The sequence below is a fragment of the Agarivorans sp. B2Z047 genome, assembly GCF_023373605.1.
In the GTDB taxonomy this organism is placed as follows: Bacteria; Pseudomonadota; Gammaproteobacteria; order Enterobacterales; family Celerinatantimonadaceae; genus Agarivorans; species Agarivorans albus.
This window is the reverse complement of the sequence record NZ_CP088080.1, coordinates 2,442,116-2,465,739: the sequence shown is the minus strand read 5'-3', so window position 1 is coordinate 2,465,739 and position 23,624 is coordinate 2,442,116. Positions and strand designations below refer to the sequence as shown.

The 23,624-nt window shown below is 43.4% G+C and carries 18 protein-coding genes; 6 read left to right on the top strand and 12 right to left on the bottom strand.

Annotated features, from left to right (window positions below; all coding sequences use genetic code 11):
* Positions 1 to 65: 65 nt before the first annotated feature.
* Complete coding sequence (locus LQZ07_RS11375) at positions 66 to 2,207, bottom strand: alpha-amylase (protein WP_152782399.1); 2,142 nt, start codon at positions 2,205 to 2,207, stop codon at positions 66 to 68.
* Positions 2,208 to 2,593: 386 nt separating this feature from the next.
* Here LQZ07_RS11375 and leuC point away from each other — a divergent pair, with 386 nt between their 5' ends.
* From leuC to LQZ07_RS11360, 3 genes are all read left to right on the top strand, one after another.
* Positions 2,594 to 3,997 carry a 3-isopropylmalate dehydratase large subunit gene (gene leuC, locus LQZ07_RS11370; protein ID WP_152782397.1) on the top strand — a complete coding sequence of 468 codons (1,404 nt, stop codon included), beginning with the start codon at positions 2,594 to 2,596 and terminating at the stop codon, positions 3,995 to 3,997.
* Between the two features lie 48 nt (positions 3,998 to 4,045).
* Entirely contained in the window at positions 4,046 to 4,663 is a 618-nt protein-coding gene (gene leuD, locus LQZ07_RS11365) for a 3-isopropylmalate dehydratase small subunit (RefSeq protein WP_016403980.1), read from the top strand.
* A 94-nt stretch (positions 4,664 to 4,757) separates the two neighbouring features.
* Positions 4,758 to 6,260, top strand: coding sequence for an alpha-isopropylmalate synthase regulatory domain-containing protein (locus LQZ07_RS11360; RefSeq protein ID WP_249483649.1), 1,503 nt, complete (start codon positions 4,758 to 4,760; stop codon positions 6,258 to 6,260).
* Between the two features lie 73 nt (positions 6,261 to 6,333).
* Here the strand turns inward: LQZ07_RS11360 and LQZ07_RS11355 are convergent, their stop codons facing one another.
* Positions 6,334 to 6,579, bottom strand: a complete 246-nt coding sequence (locus LQZ07_RS11355) for a Rho-binding antiterminator (protein WP_040307707.1) — start codon at positions 6,577 to 6,579, stop codon at positions 6,334 to 6,336.
* Between the two features lie 157 nt (positions 6,580 to 6,736).
* On the opposite strand from LQZ07_RS11355, the gene LQZ07_RS11350 reads away from it, so the two are divergent.
* Positions 6,737 to 7,960: a DEAD/DEAH box helicase gene (locus LQZ07_RS11350; RefSeq protein ID WP_152782392.1), complete on the top strand. Its 1,224-nt coding sequence runs from the start codon at positions 6,737 to 6,739 to the stop codon at positions 7,958 to 7,960.
* Between the two features lie 71 nt (positions 7,961 to 8,031).
* Here LQZ07_RS11350 and LQZ07_RS11345 read toward each other — a convergent pair whose 3' ends face one another.
* From LQZ07_RS11345 to LQZ07_RS11330, 4 genes are all read right to left on the bottom strand, one after another.
* The gene (locus LQZ07_RS11345) at positions 8,032 to 8,604 is read right to left on the bottom strand and encodes a DUF6151 family protein (RefSeq protein WP_152782390.1); all 573 of its coding nucleotides are present in this window, start codon (positions 8,602 to 8,604) and stop codon (positions 8,032 to 8,034) included.
* 17 nt (positions 8,605 to 8,621) lie between these two features.
* Positions 8,622 to 9,761, bottom strand: a complete 1,140-nt coding sequence (locus tag LQZ07_RS11340) for a GNAT family N-acetyltransferase (RefSeq protein WP_152782388.1) — start codon at positions 9,759 to 9,761, stop codon at positions 8,622 to 8,624.
* A gap of 124 nt (positions 9,762 to 9,885) precedes the next feature.
* A complete protein-coding gene (locus LQZ07_RS11335; protein ID WP_152782386.1) occupies positions 9,886 to 11,523 on the bottom strand; it encodes a bifunctional diguanylate cyclase/phosphodiesterase in 1,638 nt (545 codons plus the stop codon).
* Between the two features lie 375 nt (positions 11,524 to 11,898).
* A complete protein-coding gene (locus LQZ07_RS11330) occupies positions 11,899 to 15,099 on the bottom strand; it encodes an FG-GAP-like repeat-containing protein (RefSeq protein ID WP_152782384.1) in 3,201 nt (1,066 codons plus the stop codon).
* Between the two features lie 389 nt (positions 15,100 to 15,488).
* On the opposite strand from LQZ07_RS11330, the gene LQZ07_RS11325 reads away from it, so the two are divergent.
* Positions 15,489 to 15,809 carry a hypothetical protein gene (locus LQZ07_RS11325; protein WP_152782383.1) on the top strand — a complete coding sequence of 107 codons (321 nt, stop codon included), beginning with the start codon at positions 15,489 to 15,491 and terminating at the stop codon, positions 15,807 to 15,809.
* A gap of 182 nt (positions 15,810 to 15,991) precedes the next feature.
* On the opposite strand, the gene LQZ07_RS11320 is transcribed toward LQZ07_RS11325, so the two are convergent.
* The 6 genes from LQZ07_RS11320 to LQZ07_RS11295 form a co-directional block, all read right to left on the bottom strand.
* Positions 15,992 to 16,465: an ATP-binding protein gene (locus LQZ07_RS11320; RefSeq protein WP_152782381.1), complete on the bottom strand. Its 474-nt coding sequence runs from the start codon at positions 16,463 to 16,465 to the stop codon at positions 15,992 to 15,994.
* A gap of 20 nt (positions 16,466 to 16,485) precedes the next feature.
* Positions 16,486 to 17,256 (bottom strand): GNAT family N-acetyltransferase, encoded by a 771-nt coding sequence (locus LQZ07_RS11315; RefSeq protein WP_152782379.1) that lies wholly within the window; start codon positions 17,254 to 17,256, stop codon positions 16,486 to 16,488.
* Between the two features lie 123 nt (positions 17,257 to 17,379).
* Positions 17,380 to 17,994, bottom strand: a complete 615-nt coding sequence (locus LQZ07_RS11310) for a bifunctional 4-hydroxy-2-oxoglutarate aldolase/2-dehydro-3-deoxy-phosphogluconate aldolase (protein ID WP_152782377.1) — start codon at positions 17,992 to 17,994, stop codon at positions 17,380 to 17,382.
* Positions 17,995 to 18,010: 16 nt separating this feature from the next.
* On the bottom strand, positions 18,011 to 18,955 hold the full coding sequence (locus LQZ07_RS11305) for a sugar kinase (RefSeq protein ID WP_152782375.1): 945 nt from the start codon (positions 18,953 to 18,955) through the stop codon (positions 18,011 to 18,013).
* A gap of 12 nt (positions 18,956 to 18,967) precedes the next feature.
* Complete coding sequence (locus tag LQZ07_RS11300) at positions 18,968 to 19,303, bottom strand: cupin domain-containing protein (RefSeq protein ID WP_016403993.1); 336 nt, start codon at positions 19,301 to 19,303, stop codon at positions 18,968 to 18,970.
* A gap of 96 nt (positions 19,304 to 19,399) precedes the next feature.
* Positions 19,400 to 21,166 (bottom strand): transporter, encoded by a 1,767-nt coding sequence (locus LQZ07_RS11295; protein ID WP_152782373.1) that lies wholly within the window; start codon positions 21,164 to 21,166, stop codon positions 19,400 to 19,402.
* A gap of 318 nt (positions 21,167 to 21,484) precedes the next feature.
* Between LQZ07_RS11295 and LQZ07_RS11290 the strand changes: the two genes are divergently transcribed.
* Complete coding sequence (locus tag LQZ07_RS11290; RefSeq protein WP_152782371.1) at positions 21,485 to 23,623, top strand: heparinase II/III family protein; 2,139 nt, start codon at positions 21,485 to 21,487, stop codon at positions 23,621 to 23,623.
* Position 23,624: the final 1 nt, after the last annotated feature.

Below are 23,624 nucleotides of genomic sequence, written 5' to 3'. Positions count from 1 at the left end.
CAAATAAAAAAAGCGACAGCATAGATTTACACTGTCGCTTTGCTACTACCGCTTATTTCCTCTTGTTATTGCTTGATGCCAGCAAATACCACTACTACTTTGTCGTCACCTTTGGTGCGACTAAAGGCGTAAGGTTGATCGCTTATCTTGTTATGTTCACCGGCACCAATGGCAACATGGCGGTCGCGGAACTGACCCACTGTTTGCCAGTGTTTTACTAGCGCTTGGCGATCTGCTTCTTTAACAATTTGCTCCCAGTTCATAAACGAACGAGTTGGAGAGTCAAAGGCATCCGATTGAGGCCCACGCGGTCTGCCGCTCTCATCACCATAATACAATTGCACGCCACCAGGCATCATAAGTAATGCGGTACCGGCACCCGCTTGCAGCGGTAAGTCTTCATAGTTTGAGTAGAACAACTTGGTATCGTGCGAACTAATGTAAGTAAGCAAGTTAAACGTTGGGTCGCTGTTTATATCTTTGGCATAGGTGGCATACATCTTTTCATTTTGAGCCAAACACTGCGATCCTTTAAGTGCTGCACTATCGCCAGCGTACTCAAAGTTAATTAGGCTATCCATACCGTTGTCGAAGTAAAAGTCGCGGTAAGCGCCGTGGTGCCATACTTCACCCACCATCCAAAATGGTTTGTCATCAATGGCTTTCTCTGGGTTTTTACTCTTCCATTCAGCTAAAGCGTCAGTAGCTGCATCTTTCAACTTAGCCCACACTTCAGGCTCTACGTGCTTAACAGTATCGGCCCTAAAGCCATCAATACCGTAATCGCGTACCCAATTAGTATGCCATTCAACTAAGTAATCCAGCACAGTGTAGCCTTCCCTCTCTACTGCTTTGGTATCTTTTTTGTTTTTAAGAATCGGCGGCAAACCTACGTGTTTAGTGCTCTCAGTCAATAAGTCAGGTAAACCTGCTAGGTTCATGGTGATATCATCACCACCAGGTGCGGTGTAACCAGCCATGCCACTGCGAACCCAATCAGGTCCCCACCAGTTATCTACCCACTCGCTAGAGCTCCAGCGAATAAAGTTGTTATAGCGGTGCCAGTTATGTCCTTTATCAAAATCAGGCTGCCAATCGGTCCACTTTTCTGGAACAGGAGCACCAGGCGCCATTGCGTTAATGCCGAAGGTTTGCATGTCATCCATGGTTGGATAACCCACGTGGTTAACTACCACGTCAACCAGCACTCGAATGCCACGTTTATGTGCTTCGTCAACAAAGCGACCAAAGTCTTCTTCACTACCTAGGTTTGGATCGATTTTAGTAAAATCTAAAGCCCAGTAACCATGGTAACCATAGAATGGGAAGCTGCCTTTATCGCCGCCGCCCACGAAACCATGAATTTGCTCAACAATAGGCGTAACCCAAATGGCGTTCATGCCTAAGTCTTTGATGTAATCCAATTTAGCGGTAATACCACTAAAGTCACCACCTTGGAAGGTACCTATTTCCTGTTTACCATCGGCTTTACGATTCAGCGGATAATCATTACTGGTGTCACCATTGTTAAAACGGTCAGTCATGATGAAGTAAACGCTAGCGTTATCCCAAGAAAACTCACTGGCTTTGGCATCTGCAGCTTCCAGCAACAAGATTCCGCCGCTAGCAGGGTCCGGCTGCATAGTAACTTTACCATTAGCCACTTTCTGGGTTTGGCCAGAATAAAAGTCTTTAACGGTTTGACCATTTTTAAAGGTGGAGCTTACGTCAACCGTTACCGGCTGCCCATCCCATGCAATACAATCAACCGCTGGCGGTTTACGTTTAAAGGTTGAAGCTTGCGCTTTACGTGAAACTTGTAAGGTCGGTTTGTCTGCGTCTGAGTTATCTAAAATTAACTCGTAGTTACCCGCAAACAATATTTTCAACTCGTAATACTGTTCTTCAGCACAATTACTCAAGTCGTGAGGTTTTGAAAAACGAAGTTTACTTTCTTCTGCTGGACCAAAACGCAAGCCACACTGCAAGCCTTCGTCAGAGATCTGAACTTTATAAGTCCCCTTCTCTAACGGAACAGTAATTTTATATTTACTTTTTCCTGCAAATTTTAAGCGCTGCTCAACATTTACACCGCTATCGGCATAATTCATGTAAAGAGGCGTTTTGATCATCGCTGCCGACAAGTTCGCCGAACCACCCGCCATAACAAGAGCCGCACTCAATAAACCTAGTTTAAAACCTTTCATTCAACCTCCATGGTATTTACCTATCGCAAACTGCGCGCAAACACCTCGTTCAACTATTTGAAGTGATGAAAACAAAAGCTACTTAAGTTTTCACTAACAAAGCATGATTATTTGCGAATTTTATGACTGACAGCGCTTTCATTTGGCAAAACAGCACGTTCGCCGTCATATACACATTCATTGGCGCGTGCCCCTTGCTGCACCTGTGATGTTGTTTTATGATGTCGGGTCTTTATTGTGGTTATTTTTGCAGAATAATTCGCTTAAAAAACACAATTAGCAGACAGATAAAAGAAACAGTTTAAGTTAGTAGTATTCGCTTAAAGCTTGACTAAATAAATAAGAATAGCGCGAGTGAGAGCAACAGACAGGGTGTAAAGGAAGCCATGAAAAAAACAATGTACGAAAAGATCTGGGACGCGCATGTAGTCCACGAACCAAAAGGTAGCGCATCTATCCTTTTTGTTGACCGTCACCTCATGCACGAAGTAACAAGCCCGCAAGCCTTTGAAGGTCTGCGTATGGCTAACCGCCCGGTTCGCAATCCACACAGCATTTTGGCCACTATGGACCACTGTGTTCCTACTAAAGCTGCCGACCGCGCTTCTTTGCCAGACCCAATCGGCAAAAAACAAATTGAAGTTATGGCGCAAAACTGTGCCGACAACAGCATCAACTTATACGATATGAACAATGCCAATAACGGTGTAATTCACATTGTTGTACCTGAGCATGGTTTTGTTCACCCAGGTATGGTGGTTTGTTGTGGTGATAGCCACACTGCTACACACGGTGCATTTGGTGCCCTTGCGTTTGGTATTGGTACCTCTGAAGTTGAACATATTATGGCTACTCAGACCATCCAACAGAAAAAATCTAAAACCATGTTGGTTAAAGTAGACGGCGAGCTAACTCAGTTTGCAACTGCTAAAGACATCGTACTCGCCATCATTGGTAAAATTGGTACTGCTGGCGGCACCGGTTACGTAATTGAATTTGCCGGTAGTGCAATTGAAGCCTTAAGCATGGAAGGTCGTATGACCGTATGTAACATGGCGATTGAAGGCGGTGCGCGTGCTGGTCTTATTGCACCAGACCAAAAAACCTTCGATTTCTTAGAAGGCAAAGAGTTTGCACCTAAAGGCGAACATTGGGAACAAGCTGTAGAATACTGGAAGTCTCTAACTACCGACGAAGGCGCTGAGTACGACGCTGTAGTTGAATTAGACGCAGCAGACATTGCACCTCAAGTAACTTGGGGTACTTCACCAGAGCAAGTGCTGCCTGTTGACCAGCCTATTCCTGACCCAGCCAAGATTGAAGACTCAATTAAATCATTAGCTGCTAAAAGCGCCCTAAACTACATGGGCCTAGAAGCAGGTAAGAAAATGACCGACTTCCCAGTAGACGTGGTATTTGTTGGTTCATGTACCAATGGCCGTATTGAAGACTTCCGCGCTATTGCAGAAGTGTCTAAGGGCAAAAAAGTAGCACCTGGTGTTCAAGCTATCGCTGTACCGGGCTCTTACCCAGTTAAAGAGCAAGCTGAAAAAGAAGGCATTGATAAAGTGCTTATCGAAGCTGGCTGGGAATGGCGTGAGCCGGGTTGTTCAATGTGTTTAGCGATGAACGGTGATTACCTTCAACCTGAACAGCGTTGTGCATCAACTTCAAACCGAAACTTCGAAGGACGACAAGGCAAAGGGGGTCGTACCCACCTTGTATCACCAGCAATGGCAGCAGCAGCGGCCGTTGAAGGTAAGTTCGTCGATTTACGTAATTGGAAATAATGTAAACACGTTGATTAATCAATGTGAGTGAAATTTTTGGAGTTTATTATGCAACCATATAAAAAACACAGCTCAGTTGCTGCGGTAATGAATCGTAGTAACGTAGATACCGACCAAATCATTGCTAAGCAGTTTTTGAAAAAAGTAGAACGTACCGGTTTTGGTGTTCACCTTTTTCACGATTGGCGCTACCTAGAAGATGGCTCTGACAACCCAGAGTTTGAATTAAACCGCCCTGAATTTAAGGGTTCTAAAATCCTAATCGCCGGTGATAACTTTGGCTGTGGTAGCTCACGTGAGCACGCACCTTGGTCAATTGCCGATTACGGTTTTAATACAATTATTTCAACTAGCTACGCTGACATTTTCTTCAGCAACTGCTTTAAAAATGGCATCTTGCCAATCATTGTTGATGCAGAAACATTACAAGCATTAATGGATGAAGTAGAAGCCGCACCTGGTATTTCAATTACTATCGATTTAGAGAATCAAGTAATTCAAACTCCTGCCGGTAAAGAAGTAGCGTTTGATGTAGACCCATTCCGTAAAGAGACTTTATCTAAAGGCCTTGACGACATTGGCTGGACTTTAAAATTTGAAGACAAGATCTCTGAATTTGAAGCCAAACACAAACAACAACTACCTTGGTTGTGGCCAAGCGCATAGTTGCAGCTAGGCGCTACTAAGGTAGCGCCTACTCTTTAGCTAACTTCTTTACTGCGAGACATGGTTTATGGAGCAAAACCGCTCAATACAACTCATGGACACTACCCTTCGCGATGGCGAACAAACCCAAGGTGTGTCTTACTTCCCTCAAGAAAAAGTCAGTGTAGGTAAAGCCCTACTCCAATCCTTAAAAGTTGATCGTATCGAAGTAGCCTCTGCACGTGTTTCAGACGGCGAAAAATCTGCGGTACAACAGCTTACCGACTGGGCTAGCAACGCGGGACACCTGCATCAAATCGAAATTCTTGGTTTTGTTGATCACACCAAAAGCGTTGATTGGATTGTAGAATCGGGCGCTAAAATCATTAACCTACTGACCAAAGGCAGCTTAAACCACTGTACTAATCAACTAGGTAAAACCATTGAGCAGCATATCGCCGACATTAAACAAACGGTGAGTTATGCCCAAGCCCAAGGCTTAAGCGTAAACGTCTACTTGGAAGACTGGTCAAACGGCTATGCCGATAGCCCAGACTACGTATACCAGCTGGTCGACGCACTTAAAGACTTAGGCATAGAACACTTTATGTTGCCAGATACCCTAGGGGTAATGGCACCAAAAGAAGTGTTTGATAGCTTAACTGACATGATTGAGCGCTTCCCAAGTATTAAGTTTAACTTTCACCCGCATAACGATTACGGTTTAGCCACAGCCAATAGCATGGCAGCGGCAGAGGCCGGCGTAGCTGCGCTACATTGCACCATGAACTGTTTGGGTGAACGCGCTGGTAATGCTTCGTTAGCCGAAGTGTCAGTAGTACTTAAAGATAAGCTCGGTTTTCAGCTAAATATCGATGAAAAAGAAATTCACAATATTGCCAAGCTAGTTGAAAGCTTTTCCGGTAAACGACTAGCCGCTAATACCCCGATTGTTGGTGCAGACGTATTTACTCAAACCGCTGGTATTCATGCCGATGGTGACCATAAAGGTGGTTTATACATTACCGAGCTAAGCCCTGAGCGCTTCGGCCGTGAACGCAGTTATGCCTTAGGTAAAATGGCAGGTAAAGCCTCAATTATTAAAAACCTAGAAGCGATGGAGATAGAAATATCTCCAGAGAATCAGAAAAAGCTGCTCGACAAAATTGTTAAGTTAGGCGATCAAAAAGCCACTATCACACCTAACGATTTACCGTTCATTATCGCCGATATCATGGAGAGCAATGACTTCGCCCATATTGAGTTACTTAACTGCTCAATTACCAGTGGATTGGATTTAGAGTCTTCCGCCAACATTCGCCTGCGCATTGGTGATAAGGTTTATAAGAGCTCAGGACACGGTAACGGGGGTTTTGATGCCTTCATGAAAGCACTCGATCATCCTTTAAGCGATTCTAAGCTAAGCATGCCCGAACTGATTGATTACGAAGTTCGAATCCCACCAGGTGGTCAAGCAAATGCACTTACCGAATGTGTGATTCAATGGGCCGATGATGCTAAGCAATTTCATACCCGTGGGGTTAACTCCAACCAGGTATTTGCTGGTATTCAAGCTACCTTACGCATGCTGAATGTGCGTTTACATCAGCGCCAGTAACTCTAGCGCAAGCGTAAACTAAAAAAGGCGAGCATGGCTCGCCTTTTTTAGTTAAAGCCAACGATACAAAACCTCAAGCAAAGTCCACTAGAGTAAAACGCGGGTTGTCACTTAATACTTTTAACTGCTTAAGGCTATCAAGCAGTACAAGGCATTCACCTTCTTCCTGTTGTAACTTGATACATTCTTGTTTCTGTTGATTAGTAAAGGTATCAACTGCTATGCCTTCAAGCACGGTATCGTCTCTCAATTGCAGCCTAACGGAGTAGCGAAACATGCAGGCTATTTCAATATAATCATATTCGTTGCAAGAAATCATAATCACCCCACTCCACTATATGTCGCCAACTATAGACCAGCGAAGAAAGCTATTAATTCCCAAGCTTGCAAGTAAATAAGGTGCTACACTCCGCGCTCGTTACCTTACAGGCTAGATACTATACTAGCTGTTGCCGCTTATTTAGCAGAGTACTCCAATGCCTTTTACAAAACTTGGTTTAAGCACAACGCTTATTCAAGCCATACAAGAACAAAACTACCAACAGCCTACTCCGATTCAGGCTAAGGCCATTCCATTGGTATTAAATGGCAAGAACCTGATTGCAGCTGCACAAACAGGCACAGGTAAAACTGCCGGTTTTGTCTTACCCATTTTACAAAGTATTTCCCAGCAAACCGAAGCACTGCGCGGTAAAAGAGTACGCGCTTTAATATTAGCCCCTACTAGAGAGCTAGCTCAGCAAGTTGAGCAAAGTATAAAGGACTATGCAAAACACCTTGAAATAAGCTCTTTAGCAATGGTTGGCGGAGTAGACTCAGAACCGCAAAAACAGGCCCTAATTTACGGTGTAGATATTTTGGTGGCAACTCCCGGTAGATTGTTGGACATGATGTATCAACGTGCGGTGCACTTTGACCAGCTAGATACCTTAGTGCTCGACGAAGCTGACCGCATGTTAGATATGGGCTTTATCGACGACATAAACAAAATCGTTGATCGCCTACCTGAGCAGCGTCAAAGCCTATTATTTTCGGCCACACTATCTAAACAAGTTAAACAACTTGCTAAGACCACGATTGGTGATGCGGTTGAAATATCGCTTACCCACGATGCCAACAACGCGCCTGATATTGATCAATGGCTAGTCACCGTAGACAAAGACAAAAAGTCATCATTACTTAGTCACATGATTAACAAAAATGATTGGCAGCAAGCGCTTATTTTTATTCAAACCAAACATGGCTCGGCCAAATTAGTTAGCCAATTGGAAAAACGCGGAATAGCTGCAGAAGCCTTTCACAGCGGTCGTAGCCAAGCGTCGAGAACTAAGTTGTTAGAAAGCTTCAAAGCCGGTGAGGTAAAGTTTGTAGTAGCCACCGGTATTGCCGCTCGCGGTATTGATATTGAAGAATTAAATCGAGTGGTTAACTACGATTTACCCGACCAAGCCGATGACTATGTGCACCGCATTGGTCGAACCGGCCGCGCAGGCGCAAGCGGCGAGGCGATATCCTTTGTATCAAAAGATGACTTTAGAAACCTATGTGCAATAGAAAGCCGAATTGGCCACCTTATTGAGCGCAAAGAAGTAGAAGGATTTGAGCCAAAGAAGGAAGTGCCCATTTCAATTCTCAACTATAAACCTAAATCTAAAAAGGGCAATGGCCATTACAAGAGCTCGAAAAAGACGAACAGATAATCTGTAACAGCCTTCACAGCTCGTGAGGGCTAATTAAATCAGTTATAGAACAAGCGAGTTAACTTTTTAGACTAGCTTTTAAGTATCAAGGGTTTTACTTTTGCCCTGCCTGAGTTTTCAAAGAAAGGATTGGGTTTTCCTTTTCCGGTCAGTTTCCAGCTTAGTAATTTAACAATCAGTTTAAATTTGGTTATCCGTGGGGATGCTCCCAACAGTGCCTTGGGTAGTGGCTTTAAGGCTTCATCTTCATTTACGGCTCCCAAGTCTTCAATTTGACTTTGTAAAGCGCTAGTTTGCTCTGCAGCCACAAAATCTTGATAAACCGTTACTAAGGGCAGTTTAATGCCCACGGTATTAGCAATTGGTGTATTACAACATTGGCTATACCAGCGATAAATGCCTTTGCGCGTTAGTCGCAAACAGGCTAATTGCTGTTTGCCCTCAACTATTTCAACCTTAGCGGGCGCCGCTAAATATAGCTCGGAGCCACCATATTGGTTTATTGAGCCTCCCTCGCTCTGCAAATGTAGAGCGAACTTGCGGCAATCTTCACAGTAACAGGCTAGCTGCTTAACAGCGCTTGGGCTTACTTGCTTTATCTGCCCTTTTATTTTCCCACAACGGCACTGTAAATCGACATCCATGACTAACTCCATTTTACTCAGGCTTGTATTTTATAAGGAAGCAGTTTCTTACACTGTTCGGCATATTGCGCAATTTGACGCTGTTCTTCGAGGCAAAAATCTTTTATTGCAGCGGAAAAGTCACTACGAGCAACATAGTGAGAAGAATACGTAGTCACCGGTTCGAAGCCTCGGTAAAGCTTATGCTCACCTTGAGTTCCCGGGTTAAACCGCTGCATTCCCTTGGTAATCGCAAACTCAATACCTTGATAAAAGCACAACTCAAAGTGCAGCATATCTAGCTCTTGCAAACACCCCCAGTAGCGGCCATATAAGTTATCTTGGTCGAAAAAGAACAAAGCACTAGCCACAATTTTCTGGTCTTTTTCTGCTGTCACCAGCAGCATGTTATCGCCCATTTGCTTAGCGAGTTGCTGAAAAAATCCAAACGACAAATAGCCTTTTTGTCCACGCTTCATATAGGTAGTTTGATAACAAAGATAAAATGCCTCTAAGGCTTGATAGTTGATATCGTCGCCCGTTCGCCAAACTATCTCGTCCACGCTGGATATCGCTACTCTGCGCTCTTTGTTAGTGGTTTTTCTTTTGCGAGAGGTAAAACGTGATACATAATCTTCAAAGCTAGCATAGCCTTGATTATGCCATTCAAACTGCACCCCGTGACGCGTCATCATGCCATTGCTTTGTAATTGCTCGGCAAAATACTGCTCAATAAAATTGCAGTGCCAAGAACTTAAGCTCTGTTGTTGGCAAATATCTACCACACTATCGGTTAGTTGAGAAACGGCGCTATCAGTGAGGGCATTACCAAAGTGCTTCTGCCCGCCGATAGGCGTAAAAGGCTGCATGGTTACAAGCTTGGGGTAGTACTGTAAACCGTAACGCTGATAAGCATCGGCCCAGGCCCAATCAAACACATACTCACCATAGCTATGTGACTTTAAATAGCTGGGAAACAATAATTGATGATCGGGCAACTCTATATGATGAGGCTGCCAGCCGCTATTAGCACCCACACATGCTTGTTGCTCTAAGGCTTGTAAGAACAATGGGTTGTGAAATGGTGAGCTAGCATTAAGCGTAATTTCACTATGGTTAATATTAGAGTGCAATAAATAACTGCAGTTGTTAGTTAACGCGTTTTTACTGGAAGTCACAAAATCACATTTCGTTACATTGATACAACCAAATTACAACAAAGCGACGCATAACAATACTATTTATTGAGTCTGTTGGCCGCTTTTACAAAACATGCTCTTTGCAACTTAATATAAATAAGCCTTAAGTAGCTAAATCACCGGCGCTAGTGCAAGGCAGCGGTGGCAAAGTTTGGTTGCTAACTGCACCTCGTTGCCTGTTGCAGAGCCATTCCAGAAACTCTCGCTCGGGTAAGGCCTTTGCATAAAAATATCCTTGGGCAAGCGCACAGCCTAAGCTCAACAACTTGTCTTGTTGTGCTTTGCTTTCAACTCCCTCTGCAATAACCGGCAATGAAAATACTTTTGCCAAACTGATAATGCCTTTTATCATGCGGAGATCCTTAGGGTCGTCCAATACATCGCGAACAAAACTTCTATCAATTTTGATGAGTTCGGCAGGCAAGCTTTGCAAATAGCTTAAAGACGCATAACCAGTTCCAAAGTCATCCAATGCAAAGCTAAAACCTAGGCCTTGGCATTGTGCCATCACTTTTGCGACTTGAGCAAAGTCATCTAATACTCCCGTCTCTGTAATCTCTAGCTCTAAGCAGCCAGGCTTTACCGTTGGGTATTGCTTAGAAAGGTAATCTAAGCGTTCGGAAAAATTATCTTGTTGGATATGAAAAGCAGATATATTGACACTTACTTTAAGATACACGCCTTGTTGTTGCCAACGTTCTAGTTGAGCCAAAGCTTGGTTTATTACCCACTCGCCTAACTCAATAATAAGCGGGTGATCTTCAATGGCCTGCAAAAAACTCACAGGGGAACGTATTCCCAAGTTAGGATGCAGCCAGCGCAATAGCGCTTCAGCACCAATCACTTGTCCGGTTTTGGTATTCACTTGAGCTTGATAGTAGAGTTGCAACTCTTGATTTGCCAAGGCTGCTTTAAACTCTTCGCGTTGAGCAAATAGAGACTTGATCGTTCGAGCGCTTTCTCCATCAAATAGCTCATAACGATTTTTACCAGCCAGTTTTGCGCGGTATAAGGCTTGATCAGCTTGGCGGATTAATTGCTCCGGAGCCAAGCTTTCTTGATCCTGTTCCGGATAGAATGTCACCCCAATACTGGCCGAAGTTTCAATCTTTAGGCCATCGATAACAGTGGTAAAATTGCAGGCCTTTATGATGCGCTCTACAGATAACAAGCATGCTGATTGGCCTTTGTCGCAATTTAGTACCGCAACCAACTCATCTCCACCAAACCGCGCGATGGTATCTTCGGCTCGAATACCTGAGGCGATTTTTTGGGCAATTTCCCGCAATAAACGGTCTCCCGCATCATGCCCTAAATAGTCATTTACCTTTTTAAAATCATCAAGATCTATCATCAATACAGCGATACGAGAGTTGTTTCGATTGCAGCGTGCCACTGCTTGGCTTAAGCGGTCTTCCAAAGATATTCGGTTAGCTAAGCCGGTGAGCGGGTCGTGAGTCGCTTGGTAAGCCAACTGAGATTCGCGCTCTTCTCTTATTTTTGCTTCGTATTGAGCTTCGGCCCATCTGCGTACCGCAAGCCACAACAAAAAAATAGGAGATAACAACACCATTAAGATGATTTCGTCCAGTTCCCAACTTTCATGGTTGCGAGAAAAGGAATATAGGGTTTCAAACGCTTCGAGATGAGCGAGAACAAATCCCAATAATAAGGTAGCCAATAACGCCGCAAGAGATTCTGCAACGATACACTTGTTAGAACGTTTTGCTTTGCTAATCAAACCCAATCCCTGGAGTTTAAAGCCTTTGCGCTGGTTATTGTCGTTGAGTCACCAGTATCAAGGTTGTATTACCATCATATTTTATGAAATTTAGTCTATTGCTTTGCGAACTTCCTTACAATAGCTATTGAGCAATAACATTAAATAAAAATGATAAAAAACAGAGCATTATTTGACATGCCAATCAAAACTCTGCCGCTGAGCCAAAAAGTATTTTTCGATTTGAAAGAGTAAACTGATTACAACACAAGTTGGTTGCCCTAGCGCGGTCCAGAACATAAGTCTTGTTAGAATGATAAGCGCAAGCTCGCTAAGCTCAATGGTAGGATAACAACAGAAAGCAAGAGCCGATAAGTCGGCTCTTGCAAAGTAAACTTAAATACAGTCTACGATTTTAATATCGCCAGGTGCCCAACCGATACCCCTCTCGAATTTCTTACCTTCGTCAGTAATAAATTCAACAAATAGGAAGTGGAAGTGCCCGTCTGGAAGATCTGCAGTTGGGATAACTAAAGGATCACTTAGGTCAAACTCAGCAGTTGCCGTACCTGATTCACTGTTAGCCGATTCAGGATGTTCAATGATGTAATCATTAACAAGCCCCCAACCAGCATCCATGTGTCTTAAGCGGAAGGTTAAACCATTGCTGTTAACTTCTGACCCCGAGCCAGCATGATAATTTGCTACCACATCAAGGGGTTGATTTGTACATAGCTCTGGTCCGAGATATTTACTGTTGTCATCAAATACAACACTCGCTTCTACAAATGCCTCTACATCCAATGAAACGGTATCTTTTACTTGATCAGCTACTTCAGAACCTACAGCAGTTGCAGTAATCACAACATTACCCGCAGCAATAGGGTTAACTTGACCACTGGTTGATACGGTTGCAACACTCACATCAGATGAAGACCATAGAATTGAAGGATCATCAGGTAGTTCTCCAGGTTCACTGGAAGTAAGCTGCGCGGTTAATTGGTAGTTTTGACCAATGTAAACAGCTTGTTCTTCCCAGTCGATGCTAATGCCTGTTGCATAGATAGGGTCAAACTCGCCTGACTTCACCAGCAATGAAGCAGAGACACTTTCGGCAGCAGTGGATTGTACAGTGATTGTTGCCTCGCCTAGCTCTATTGCAGTGACTAAGCCAGTGTCACTAACTGACACTAGATCTGGAGCGCTTGAAGTGTAAGTCACGCCATTAATCGCATTAACCGGCGTAAAACTTGGTGTGATCTGGTAGCTATCACCCGGGCGCAGTTTACGCTCTTCGCGACCTAAATCGATATCAGTAGGCGCTGGCATTTCAGCATCATCACTGGTGATTCGTTCATTAATGGCCGGAGCATTTAAATAAACTGTTTCACCGTTACGCCACGTAATCTGGACTTGTTCGATAGCTGTAGATTTACCTAAACCAAAATGTACTGTGTTCAGTAAACTTTGTGAGAAGTTTTCTCCAGAAGAGCCAACACGCCTTGTATAAGACTTACCTTCAACTGACACTTTAACAACTGCCGACATTGGGTCGACATTATGCACTGGGCTATAACCAACGTGCACTAAACTATGGCTGTCGGTAATCTCTGTTTGGTTTTTGTAGAGATACCAAATGCCGTCTTCACTGCCATTAAGTAAGTCAACTTTACCATCACGAGTAAGAGCAAAGGCTTGTCCCATGTCACCATGACCAGGGTCTTTTGGATCATGAGCGCCATGCATTTGAGTTAATTCAAATTTACCTTCACCAGTATTTAGCAATAGATAATCGGTAACACGTTCCTTTAAGAAACCATAGCGATGAACAAAGATGTCATTGTAACCGTTGTTGTTAAAGTCTCCGTAAGTAACGCCCCAGTGATTACCACCTGGAGGGAGATTCCATTCGCTGGTTTCATCAACAAATACACCGCCTTTGTTAACCAACAGTATATCTTGCTGATTTCGGTTCTGAGGCTCCCATGCAGTATTCACATTTTGAATGTTATCGAGTGAGAACGCTACCTGCCAAAACACGTTGTCATTTTTAACCCATTCCACATTCCACTGGTTGTCGCCAACGTAGCCGATGTAAATACCATTTTCTTCACGATTTTCTGGCCACCCCATTGCTGCTTCTTGGGCAATAGTTAGGTCTTCAGGAAGTGTGTAGTAATCCTCAACTTTAACCACTTCATGGGCAACTTTGTTCTCGCCCAGCATTATCGGGAAACCACCGTCATATTGACGATAAGTGAGGTGAAGATTTTTTAGTGTAAACGAATCTTCAACCGTGAGCTGCATGGTTCTGCGCCCCTGATTACCATCATCGTTAAGATCAAGTGTTTGTGAGGTCGGGTTAAAGTCTAAAGAACGATTTGAAAGTTGGTAATGCGGAAGGCCTTTTGATAAGTAGATATCTGCAAAACCATTTCCTGTCACATCCACATCAGCAGCCGCTTGAACTTGCCATGTTTGGCGTACATTCTCAGGTAAAGCTGTGTCTGTTACGTCGGTAAACGTGAAATCGCCATTATTTTTCCACAAGGTCATCGGAGTGAGGAATAACAAGTCATCTACACCATCACCATCGTAGTCCAACACTAATACCCGTTCAGTATTAGCTTTTTCGATGCCGGGTACATCAATTCGACTAAAGGTTCCGTCTAGGTTGTTTTTGTAAAATAGATGCTGTGCTCCACTGTCACCGTTAATGCCTTCAGCATTAATGAATACTAGGTCAAGGAAACCATTGCCATTCATATCAATGAAACGAGCACCACGACCACGGGCACTTTCAGTGATGCCTACCTCTTGGTAAGACTCTGTTAGTGTAGTGTCCTCGTTAACGAAAAAGTCTGGGTATGAAGGTGTTGTTCCGTTGCCGCCACCTCGCGTTACGATAATGCCTAAATCACCCGATTTGTCATAATCAGCTGCGGCGGTACCATGCATGTCACCCCATGATAAAGAACCATCCCAGTCACCAGTGTTTAAGGTAAACGTGCCGTCTTGGTTATTCCAATAAAGCTGGTTGGTTGGACGCCAGTTATGGTTATTAAGAATAAGATCGTAGTAACCATTATTATTAATATCAGCAACGGTTGGTCCACCATATTTAGGTAGATTGAGTTGGTCTGTGATCCCCACCTCTTCAGCAATATCAACAAACTTAGGCAGTAATAAATTGGGGCGCTCACTAAATTCCATTTTATTAACAGTGATATCACCACCACGGGCCATTAACTTAATACTTTTTTGCCCCACCTCACCAATATCCACTAATACATTAATAGTATTGATACCGGAGGCAGGAATATCAATATTGTCTATTGCAAGCTTGTCATCGATGTATAGCGATAAGTTGGCAAAGTCACTGTCGATAGAAACTTCAAAGTCAATTCGTTGTAACGAATCGCCACTTAAATTTTTCTCTAAGGTAACTGGCTCAAAAATACCAACTGTAAAACTGTCATCTACTGGGGGGGAAGTACCATCGTCAGAACTGCTACCACATCCGTATAACGAAGTTAAAGAGGCGGCTAGCAAGGTCAAACAAAGACGCTTATTAAAGCGTTCAACCATGTGGGGCATATTAAATCCTTTTTATTCAGATTATGACTGGAACTAAATTCCCCCTTAAGCTAATCCATTGGTAAACCATGACTCAATATTGGTTCACATTTTGTGCGATAAAGATCTATATTGGTCAACCATTATTGTGGAGTAGATCGATGTTTGACCTTAAACATACTGATAACAATTGGAATTGCTGCAATGATTAATCATTAATAATATTTACTTCCGCCTATCCTAGGATTTTAAAAAGCCTATACGTAAGAAGTATCACAGAAGGCAAGTTACTGATGTTTAATATAAAAAATGGACCACAATTAATACTATTGAGTTTGTTCTGCTTGCTTACACCAGGTATAAGCTCAGCCTGCGAGGACGGACGATTTCATGGAAGCTATGACCCAATATTGAATAGACCAATAAAGCTGCCCGATGGCGTTAGAGTTGTAACACCAAAGATATTGGACTTGGTCGATCGTGAATTTAGCTATCAGGTTGTTATTGAATCCGATGGTGAGATAGAAGGCTTAGCTATAAAAATTGCACCAGGCCCTGGAGTGATTGTTAATCAAGAATCATTCGGTGTTTTCGAGAATACGATGTCACATACCGTAACCGCAAAATCTGTAGCAAGTGTAATGACGATGACCTCGGTACAGGTTCGCGGCCGCTACAATGGTCAAGAGTTTAATGCATATCGTTTTGTCACTGCGCTACCTAAAAAATAGATATTCGACTAGATAGGTAAATGATTGATTATGCCGATAGCGTAACGCATTGAGAAACGATGATACTAGCTATAATTGGGCTCGTTTATACCTACGAAACAATAAGCGAGCTGTGAAAGAATCTATGATTGAGATACAAAAAAGTAGTTAGGTAAGAGATATTGGCCCCATTTCGCAAAGCGCTAAGAGCAAACTCTAATAACAACTTCTTCTGCACTCGGCTTCTCAAATTGTTGCCAAAACATCTCCATCATCTCGGGGGTCATTTCGTAAGCGTTCTCACCACGATCTTTATTACGTGAGTAAGCGCGTTCACAGCATTGCTCAAAACTTACGTCTAGATAGTGAATCTCAAACTCAAAGCCTTCAGCTTGGGCCCACTGAGCCATTTCTATTCGCTCTGTTTTTTGCCAAAGGCCGCAATCAAACACAACTGAGTTTCCCAACCTCAATAACGATATTGCTGATTGTTGAAACAAGCCATAAAGAGTAGCTTGTCGCGCATCAAACACCTCTCGTTCCATGTGTTCGCCAAACAAAGGGATCATCCACTCATCCATGGTAAAGCGAAATGCCGGCAGCTCCGCCGCTAGCTTTTTTGCGTAAGTAGTTTTACCTGAACCGATAAAACCACACAGAAAAATGACTTTAGCCATTACTCTCCTCAAGATTACGCCTAAGGCGTAATAAACTTATCAAAACGACTATCCATACAAGCGCTTATATCAGTGGTAATAAATTGCCCCTGATAATAAAGGCTAAAGATAGTTTGTGGACAAGGGCAGTTTTGCGCTTTTTCTACACTATCTAATTTAACAATGCTTAACGGGATGTTCCGCTTAACACAACTTTGCTGCAGAGATTCTAAGACATGATACTCAGCAAATGGACAGCGATTAGAATAATAAACAAGGCAACCTCGCTGAGCATTGCTAAGATCTGCATTAAGCACCGAGTCCGCAAAACGCGGTTTTTGCTCGTCTGCAGAATTGGGGAATTGATACGCTAAGAGCAAAAAGCCATTTGGCGCCTCATCAACCACTACAAAGCCTTGCCTTAGCAGCCACTTGGTATCGCTCATAAAGTGATATTTTTTCTTGCCTACAACGGTAACCAAACCGAGCTTGTTGTTTTCTTTAGCTGCACCAAGCGCCTTCGCCAACAGGGCTTTGCCATGACCTTGCTTCTTATACTTACCAGATACCCAAAAACAACCAAGCGCCAAATACTGTGGCGCAACAATGGGTAACCATGCTTGCTCGGCAGCTTGATACTCAATAAAGACCTTGGCTCTTTCATCTAAACGCTGAAATACAAACCCTTGTTCAAATTGCTGGCTCATCCATTGTTTTTTAGCTTGGTAGCTGTTGGCACATTTCTTATCAGAAAAGCCGCAACAAATGTGCTCATTCTCGATGTTGTCATGATTAAGCTGAATATAATCCATGTGCTTTGCACTCCGAGTAAATGCATAGCTTTACTCTACCAGCCCCAATAAATGCAATATTGATACAACACAAAAAAGCCCTTGCAGATTGCTCTGCAAGGGCTCTTTATACAAAACTAAATACTAGTTTAAATCGATAGCTTTAACTAGCTCAGCGATAGCATCCCAGTTTTGTTCTTTGATTAGATTCGCTGGAACCATCCAAGTACCGCCACAAGCAAGTACAGCATTAATGCTTAGGTAATCGTTAATGTTCTTAACCGATACACCACCCGTTGGCATAAATTTAACTGGGTAAACCGCCGTTAACGCTTTTAACATGCCTACGCCGCCTGAAGGCTCTGCAGGGAAAAACTTCAAGGTGTCTAAACCCATTTCCATCGCTTGCTCAACCAATGAAGGGTTATTAACACCAGGAATAATCGGCATGTTACGTTGCTGACAGTAACGCACAGTAGTTGGGTTGAAACCAGGGCTAACCACAAAATCAACACCTGCTTCGATAGCCTGATCAACTTGGCCACTGTTTAATACTGTGCCCGCACCAATTAGCATGTCAGGGTAGGCTTCGCGCATGTTAGAAATCGCTTGAGCCGCAGCTGGCGTGCGGAAAGTAATTTCAGCACAAGGTAAACCATTATCTACCAATACTTTTGCCAATGGCACAGCATCATCTGCGTTATCAATAGCGATAACAGGAATTACTTTAAGCGCCTGAAGTTGTTCATTTAAGTTCATGTTTTGCTCCTAGTTCTTACTCCGCATCTGCGGTAAATAATAGCTGAATCTTTGGCATATGTGCGGCGTCAATTACTGCGCCTTTATGCTGAATAACTGTACCAGCCACTTTATGGCCAGTTAATGCCGCTTGTTCGGTATTTGCACCGTGTAAACGAGCAACTAAGTAACCTGCAGCAAATGAGTCGCCCGCAGCATTGGTATCAACCACATTAGCAACTTTTGTAGCTGGAACACTAATTGCGCCGTCTTCAGTAACGATTAAACAATCTTTACTACCGCGCTTAATCACTAATTCGCTAACACCTAGCGCTAAAGTACGCTCTATGCATTGCTCTATATGCGCATCATCATAAATCTCTTGCTCATCATCAAAGGTGAGCATAGCAGTATGAGTGCAGGCTAGAACTTTGGCATATGCGTCGATAGCTTGTTGCTTACTTTGCCATAAAGCTGGGCGGAAATTGTTATCAAATACAACTTTCGCCCCGTTGTTTTTACACTGAGCTAAAACTTGGAAAAGCTTCTCTTGAGATGCTTCTGGCAACACTGCAATGCTAATTCCCGACAAGTAAATTACATCGTAATTAGTCAGCTCTTCAATTAAAGCGTCACTAGCACGCTCTAACCAGAATTTAGCAGCGGAATCGTTGCGCCAATACAAAAAGCTACGCTCGCCAGTCTCGTCTACCTGCACCATATAAATACCAGGTAACTTGTCTTCTAAACGCTGTACCAAATGGGTATCAATATTGTCGGCATGCCATGTTGCGATCATTTGCTCGCTTAAGGCATCGCGGCCAAGTGCGGTAACATAGCTAGCTTTGGCATTTTGGCTAATACGCGAAAAATAAACCGCTGTATTTAGCGTGTCACCACCAAAGCTCTGACGAAGGCCATTTTCTTGTTGCTGCAGTTCTACCATGCATTCGCCAATAAAGGCGACTTTTAACTCAGTCATGAATGTTTCCTCTTAAGACAAGAAGTCCTCACGCGGTGGTGAGAAACAATCTACTAATACGCTACCCTCTTCCAGCGCAACTGCACCATGCATGAAAGTACGCGGGGCGATGTAAGCATCACCTTTCTTAACAATTCTTTTTTCGCCGTTGATTTCAGCTTCAAAACTACCTTCAGCTACGTAACCAATTTGGTCGTGAAATTCGTGGGCGTGTGGAGCACCAATAGCGCCCTTTTCAAAACGTACGTGAACAACCATTAACTGGTCTGTGTGACCCACAATTTTACGGGTAACGCCATCGCCAAGGTCATCCCAAGGAGTTTCTGCTGAATTAAAAAATGCTGTCATAATGTTTCTCGTTATGGTTAGTTTTCAGTTGTGCTTAAGGTAAATCCTTCTTTTACCAAGGCGAGACGAGCTCGCCTTGGCTTAAGCCTCTCGCGTTTATTCCGTTATCGCTTCTGTGTCTAAGTTTTTATTTGGTTTTCTAGAAGCTTGTACCAACAAGATCCCTGCTACCAATACTATGGTTCCGCACAGAACAAACAGTGCTCGACCGGAAATGTCATTTGGAATCAATGCCATGGTGATGATGCCGAAACCAGCAACACTAATTAGGTTACCCAACATTGAACGCTGTTTAGTATCTAGGTTGTGTTGCCCTTCAGTGTTTGCATGTACTGGAGTATTCCAATCGCGGAACAGCTCAGCTACTTCAGCTTCACGCTCTGGCGTACGCCCTTTAAAGAACAAGGTTGAGCCAACAAAGAAACCACCGGTAAATATCACGTGTGCAGCTAGGCTAAGTCCTACTTTCAGGTCAGCCCATTCACGACCAGTTAACGCTTGCTCTAAGCCAAACCAGTTTTGAATGTCGTCGGAAGTTAACGCGATACCAAATACATAAGACACCACACCACCAACTACTAAGGTTGCCCATCCTGCCCAATCAGGCGTATTGCGGATCCACATACCAAGTAGCACAGGAATCAGCATTGGGAAGCCAATCAACGCGCCAATGTTTAATACAATGTCAAACAGGCTTAGATGACGTAGCGAGTTAATAAATAGGCCAATCGAGATAATCACAAAGCCCATGAATATCGTTGCGGCTTTACTTGCAACAATAAGCTCTTTTTCGCTGGCTGCTTCTTTACGTAAAATCGGTGAATAGAAGTTACGAATAAAGATACCTGCATTACGGTTAAGACCCGAGTCCATAGAGCTCATCGTAGCGGCAAACATTGCCGACATTAACAAACCCACCATACCTGCTGGCATAACGTTTTGAACAAAGGCTAAGTAAGCTGCATCGCTGCCACCTACGGTGCTATAAGCTTCCGCAAAGTCAGGCATAAAGGCATTTACATACCAAGGTGGTAAGAACCAAATAAGCGGACCAACAATCATCAACACACAAGCTAAACCAGCAGCTTTACGTGCGTTATCACTGTCTTTGGCACATAAGTAGCGGTATGCATTAATGCTGTTATTCATTACCCCGAATTGCTTCACAAAGATGAATACAATCCACAATAAGAAAATGCTTACATAGTTAAGGTTACTGCCCATCACAAAGTCGCCATGGAAGTTACCAATGATGTTGGTTAGACCACCGCCATGGAAGTAAGCAGCAATGGCACAGGTAATTGTTACCGCCATTATCACTAACATTTGCATGAAATCAGACGCAACAACCGCCCAAGAACCACCGGTTACGGCCATTATCACCAATACTACACCGGTGAAAATAATCGTGGTTTCCATAGGAATGTTGAAAACAGCAGCAACAAAAATTGCCAAACCGTTTAACCATACACCGGCAGAAATCAAACTGTCGGGCATACCCAGCCAAGTAAAAAATTGCTCAGAGGTACGGCCGAAACGTTTTTTAATCGCTTCGATTGCGGTAACTACGCGAAGTTGTCGAAACTTCGGAGCGAAATAAATGTAATTCATAAAGTAGCCAAACGCGTTGGCTAAGAACAAGATAACGATGGCAAAACCGTCGCTAAATGCTTTCCCTGCTGCTCCAGTAAAGGTCCATGCTGAAAATTGAGTCATAAATGCTGTCGCACCTACCATCCACCACAGCATTTTACCGCCGCCTCTAAAGTAGTCACTGGTGGAAGATGTAAAAGTACGAAACATCCAACCTATCGCAATTAAAAATACGAAGTAGGCTAGTACAACAACGATATCAATACTCATAGCCGCCTCTGAAGGTCAAAAGTTAAGTGTGAAATAATTAAAGCCAGCTAAGTGTATTACAAATTAATTATATTGTAATACAAAAACACTTTATGTGTGATGAAGATCCAATTATTTTTTGCTTAGCTTGTTTTGATTAATTTTAAGGCAAATCCAGCCTCATGCTACATAGCTTCAACAAGTAAGCTACAATGCTGTAGAACGAATAAACAGCAAAAAGATATATTGTGAGTAAGTTCACTTTTTTACCTGATTATGCTGAATTCATTTTTTATTTGTATTACTTTATATCAATAAATTATGTGTATGAGGTTTCAAATGCTTGCGAATTTAAATGCAGTGTTACTAGACCAGCAGGAAATTGCTGAAATTAGCCAACAGCTAAACACCAAAAGCTTAATGGGTTTAAGCTTAGCCAAAATGATTAGCGAAACTCAGGCTTATATGGCTAAGCCTATTGAAGTACCTGGCCATGGCGAAGCGGGTGGTTACGAGCACAACCGTCACAAGCAGAACTACCAGTACATTAATCAAGCGGGTCGCTTATTTCTTATTACCGGTGAAGAGCAATACGCCCAATACACCGCAGACATACTGACCGAGTATGCCGACAAGTACCTAGGCTTTGGCTTTCATATTCAACGCAATACCAACCCACCAGGGCGTTTGTTTCACCAGATTCTTAACGAACACGTGTGGCTTCTCTATTCAAGTTTAGGCTACAGCTGTATTAAGCACTGGTTAAACGAAGAGCAAGTTAAACATATCGAAAGCCAACTATTTCAACCTATGTTGGATATGTTTACCGACAAATACGGTTTTGATTTTGACCGCATTCACAACCACGGCCTTTGGGCAGTGGCAGCGGTAGGTATTTGTGGTCTAGCCATTGGCAAACCAGAATATGTAGAAATGTCGGTACATGGCCTAAAAGGTGACGATGTTACGGGTGGGTTCTTAGCCCAAATTAGCCAACTGTTTGCGCCATCAGGCTACTACATGGAAGGGCCTTACTACCATCGCTATGCGATTCGCCCACTGTGTTTATTTGCCGAAGTGTTGCACCGCCATCGTCCAGAGCTAGACATCTTTAACTACAAAGACCAAGTGATTGGTAAAACCATTAAAGCGATGTTAGCTACCGCCTACCCTAACGGTGTGTTCCCGGCGCTAAACGATGCCTCGTTAACGATGGACATTAAAGATCAAGGTGTAGTAGTGGCAGTGAGCCTAGCTTACAAACACTACGGTCACGATGAAAAACTACTTGGTATGGCTAAAATTCAGCAGCAAGTTTGGTTACATGGCTGCGGCGCGGCGTTGTCAAAAGCTTACCAAGAGTCAACCAACACAGCCCTTCCTCACTGGCCAAGTGTTGAATTAAACGAAGGTCCAAATGGTGATCGCGGCGCACAAGGCTTTGTACGTATACAAAGCAAAGACGGTGACGTTAGCCAATTAGTCATGAACTATGGCCAACACGGCATGGGACATGGTCACTTCGACACCTTAGGCATTAGCTTCTTCAACCGTGGACAAGAGGTACTTAAAGAGTACGGATTTGGCCGCTGGGTAAATGTAGAACCTAAATTTGGTGGTCGTTATTTAGATGAAAACAAATCTTATGCACGCCAAACCGTTGCTCACAACGCAGTTGCTGTAGACCAAGCTTGTCAAAACAACTTCGATGTAGAATTGGCAGACAGCAAACACGGCATCCCGCACTTCTTCGAAAGTAGCAACCAAGATCTACAAGCGGTAAGTGCCTTTGCTGAAGAGTTTTACCCTGGCGTTGACCAACAACGCAGTGTAGTACTCATTAACGACGACGCACTAGAAGCACCGCTATTACTAGACGTTTTCCGTTTGTCTAGCGACACAGAACATAGCTACGACTACGCCCTACAATACCAGGGTCAAATTGTACGTTGTACAAGCGATTACCAAACACATAAAGAATTGGCACCAATGGGTGACAACTTTGGTTACCAACATTTGTGGAACGAAGCGCAAGGCAAAGCCTCTGAAAACAATTTAGTAAGCTGGCTACAAGGCAATAGCTACTATTCTTGGATTAGTGCCAGCGAAGCAAACGACGAGCTGTTCTTCACTCGTGTGGGCGCTAACGACCCAGAGTTTAACCTGCGTAGCGAAACCAGCTTTATTTTACGCCGCCAAGCTAAATCTACGGTATTTGCTAACGTATTAGAAACGCACGGTTACTTTAACGAAGCCGTAGAAGCCAGTACTAATGCTCGCGGCAAAGTAAACCAAGTTACTGTAGTTGTAAGCAACGACATTGGCAGCGTTATTGAAGTTAAAGGTGAAGGCATTGATTTCACCGTAATGCTTAGCAACCAACGCGATGTAAGCGCTGAAACTCAGCACACTATTGAACATAATCAACAAACTTATTGCTGGCAGGGATCTCTGGCGTTAGAAAAGAACCGAGGTTAAC

What these genes read in the sequence shown, in the direction of transcription:
- LQZ07_RS11310 (WP_152782377.1), bottom strand. Translation starts at nt 17,994, where the DNA reads ATGAACTTAAATGAACAACTTCAGGCGCTTAAAGTAATTCCTGTTATC.
- LQZ07_RS11300 (WP_016403993.1), bottom strand. Translation starts at nt 19,303, where the DNA reads ATGACAGCATTTTTTAATTCAGCAGAAACTCCTTGGGATGACCTTGGC.
- LQZ07_RS11320 (WP_152782381.1), bottom strand. Translation starts at nt 16,465, where the DNA reads ATGGCTAAAGTCATTTTTCTGTGTGGTTTTATCGGTTCAGGTAAAACT.
- LQZ07_RS11375 (WP_152782399.1), bottom strand. Translation starts at nt 2,207, where the DNA reads ATGAAAGGTTTTAAACTAGGTTTATTGAGTGCGGCTCTTGTTATGGCG.
- LQZ07_RS11305 (WP_152782375.1), bottom strand. Translation starts at nt 18,955, where the DNA reads ATGACTGAGTTAAAAGTCGCCTTTATTGGCGAATGCATGGTAGAACTG.
- LQZ07_RS11290 (WP_152782371.1), top strand. Translation starts at nt 21,485, where the DNA reads ATGCTTGCGAATTTAAATGCAGTGTTACTAGACCAGCAGGAAATTGCT.
- LQZ07_RS11295 (WP_152782373.1), bottom strand. Translation starts at nt 21,166, where the DNA reads ATGAGTATTGATATCGTTGTTGTACTAGCCTACTTCGTATTTTTAATT.
- LQZ07_RS11345 (WP_152782390.1), bottom strand. Translation starts at nt 8,604, where the DNA reads ATGGATGTCGATTTACAGTGCCGTTGTGGGAAAATAAAAGGGCAGATA.
- LQZ07_RS11350 (WP_152782392.1), top strand. Translation starts at nt 6,737, where the DNA reads ATGCCTTTTACAAAACTTGGTTTAAGCACAACGCTTATTCAAGCCATA.
- LQZ07_RS11330 (WP_152782384.1), bottom strand. Translation starts at nt 15,099, where the DNA reads ATGCCCCACATGGTTGAACGCTTTAATAAGCGTCTTTGTTTGACCTTG.
- leuD (WP_016403980.1), top strand. Translation starts at nt 4,046, where the DNA reads ATGCAACCATATAAAAAACACAGCTCAGTTGCTGCGGTAATGAATCGT.
- leuC (WP_152782397.1), top strand. Translation starts at nt 2,594, where the DNA reads ATGAAAAAAACAATGTACGAAAAGATCTGGGACGCGCATGTAGTCCAC.
- LQZ07_RS11355 (WP_040307707.1), bottom strand. Translation starts at nt 6,579, where the DNA reads ATGATTTCTTGCAACGAATATGATTATATTGAAATAGCCTGCATGTTT.
- LQZ07_RS11315 (WP_152782379.1), bottom strand. Translation starts at nt 17,256, where the DNA reads ATGGATTATATTCAGCTTAATCATGACAACATCGAGAATGAGCACATT.
- LQZ07_RS11360 (WP_249483649.1), top strand. Translation starts at nt 4,758, where the DNA reads ATGGACACTACCCTTCGCGATGGCGAACAAACCCAAGGTGTGTCTTAC.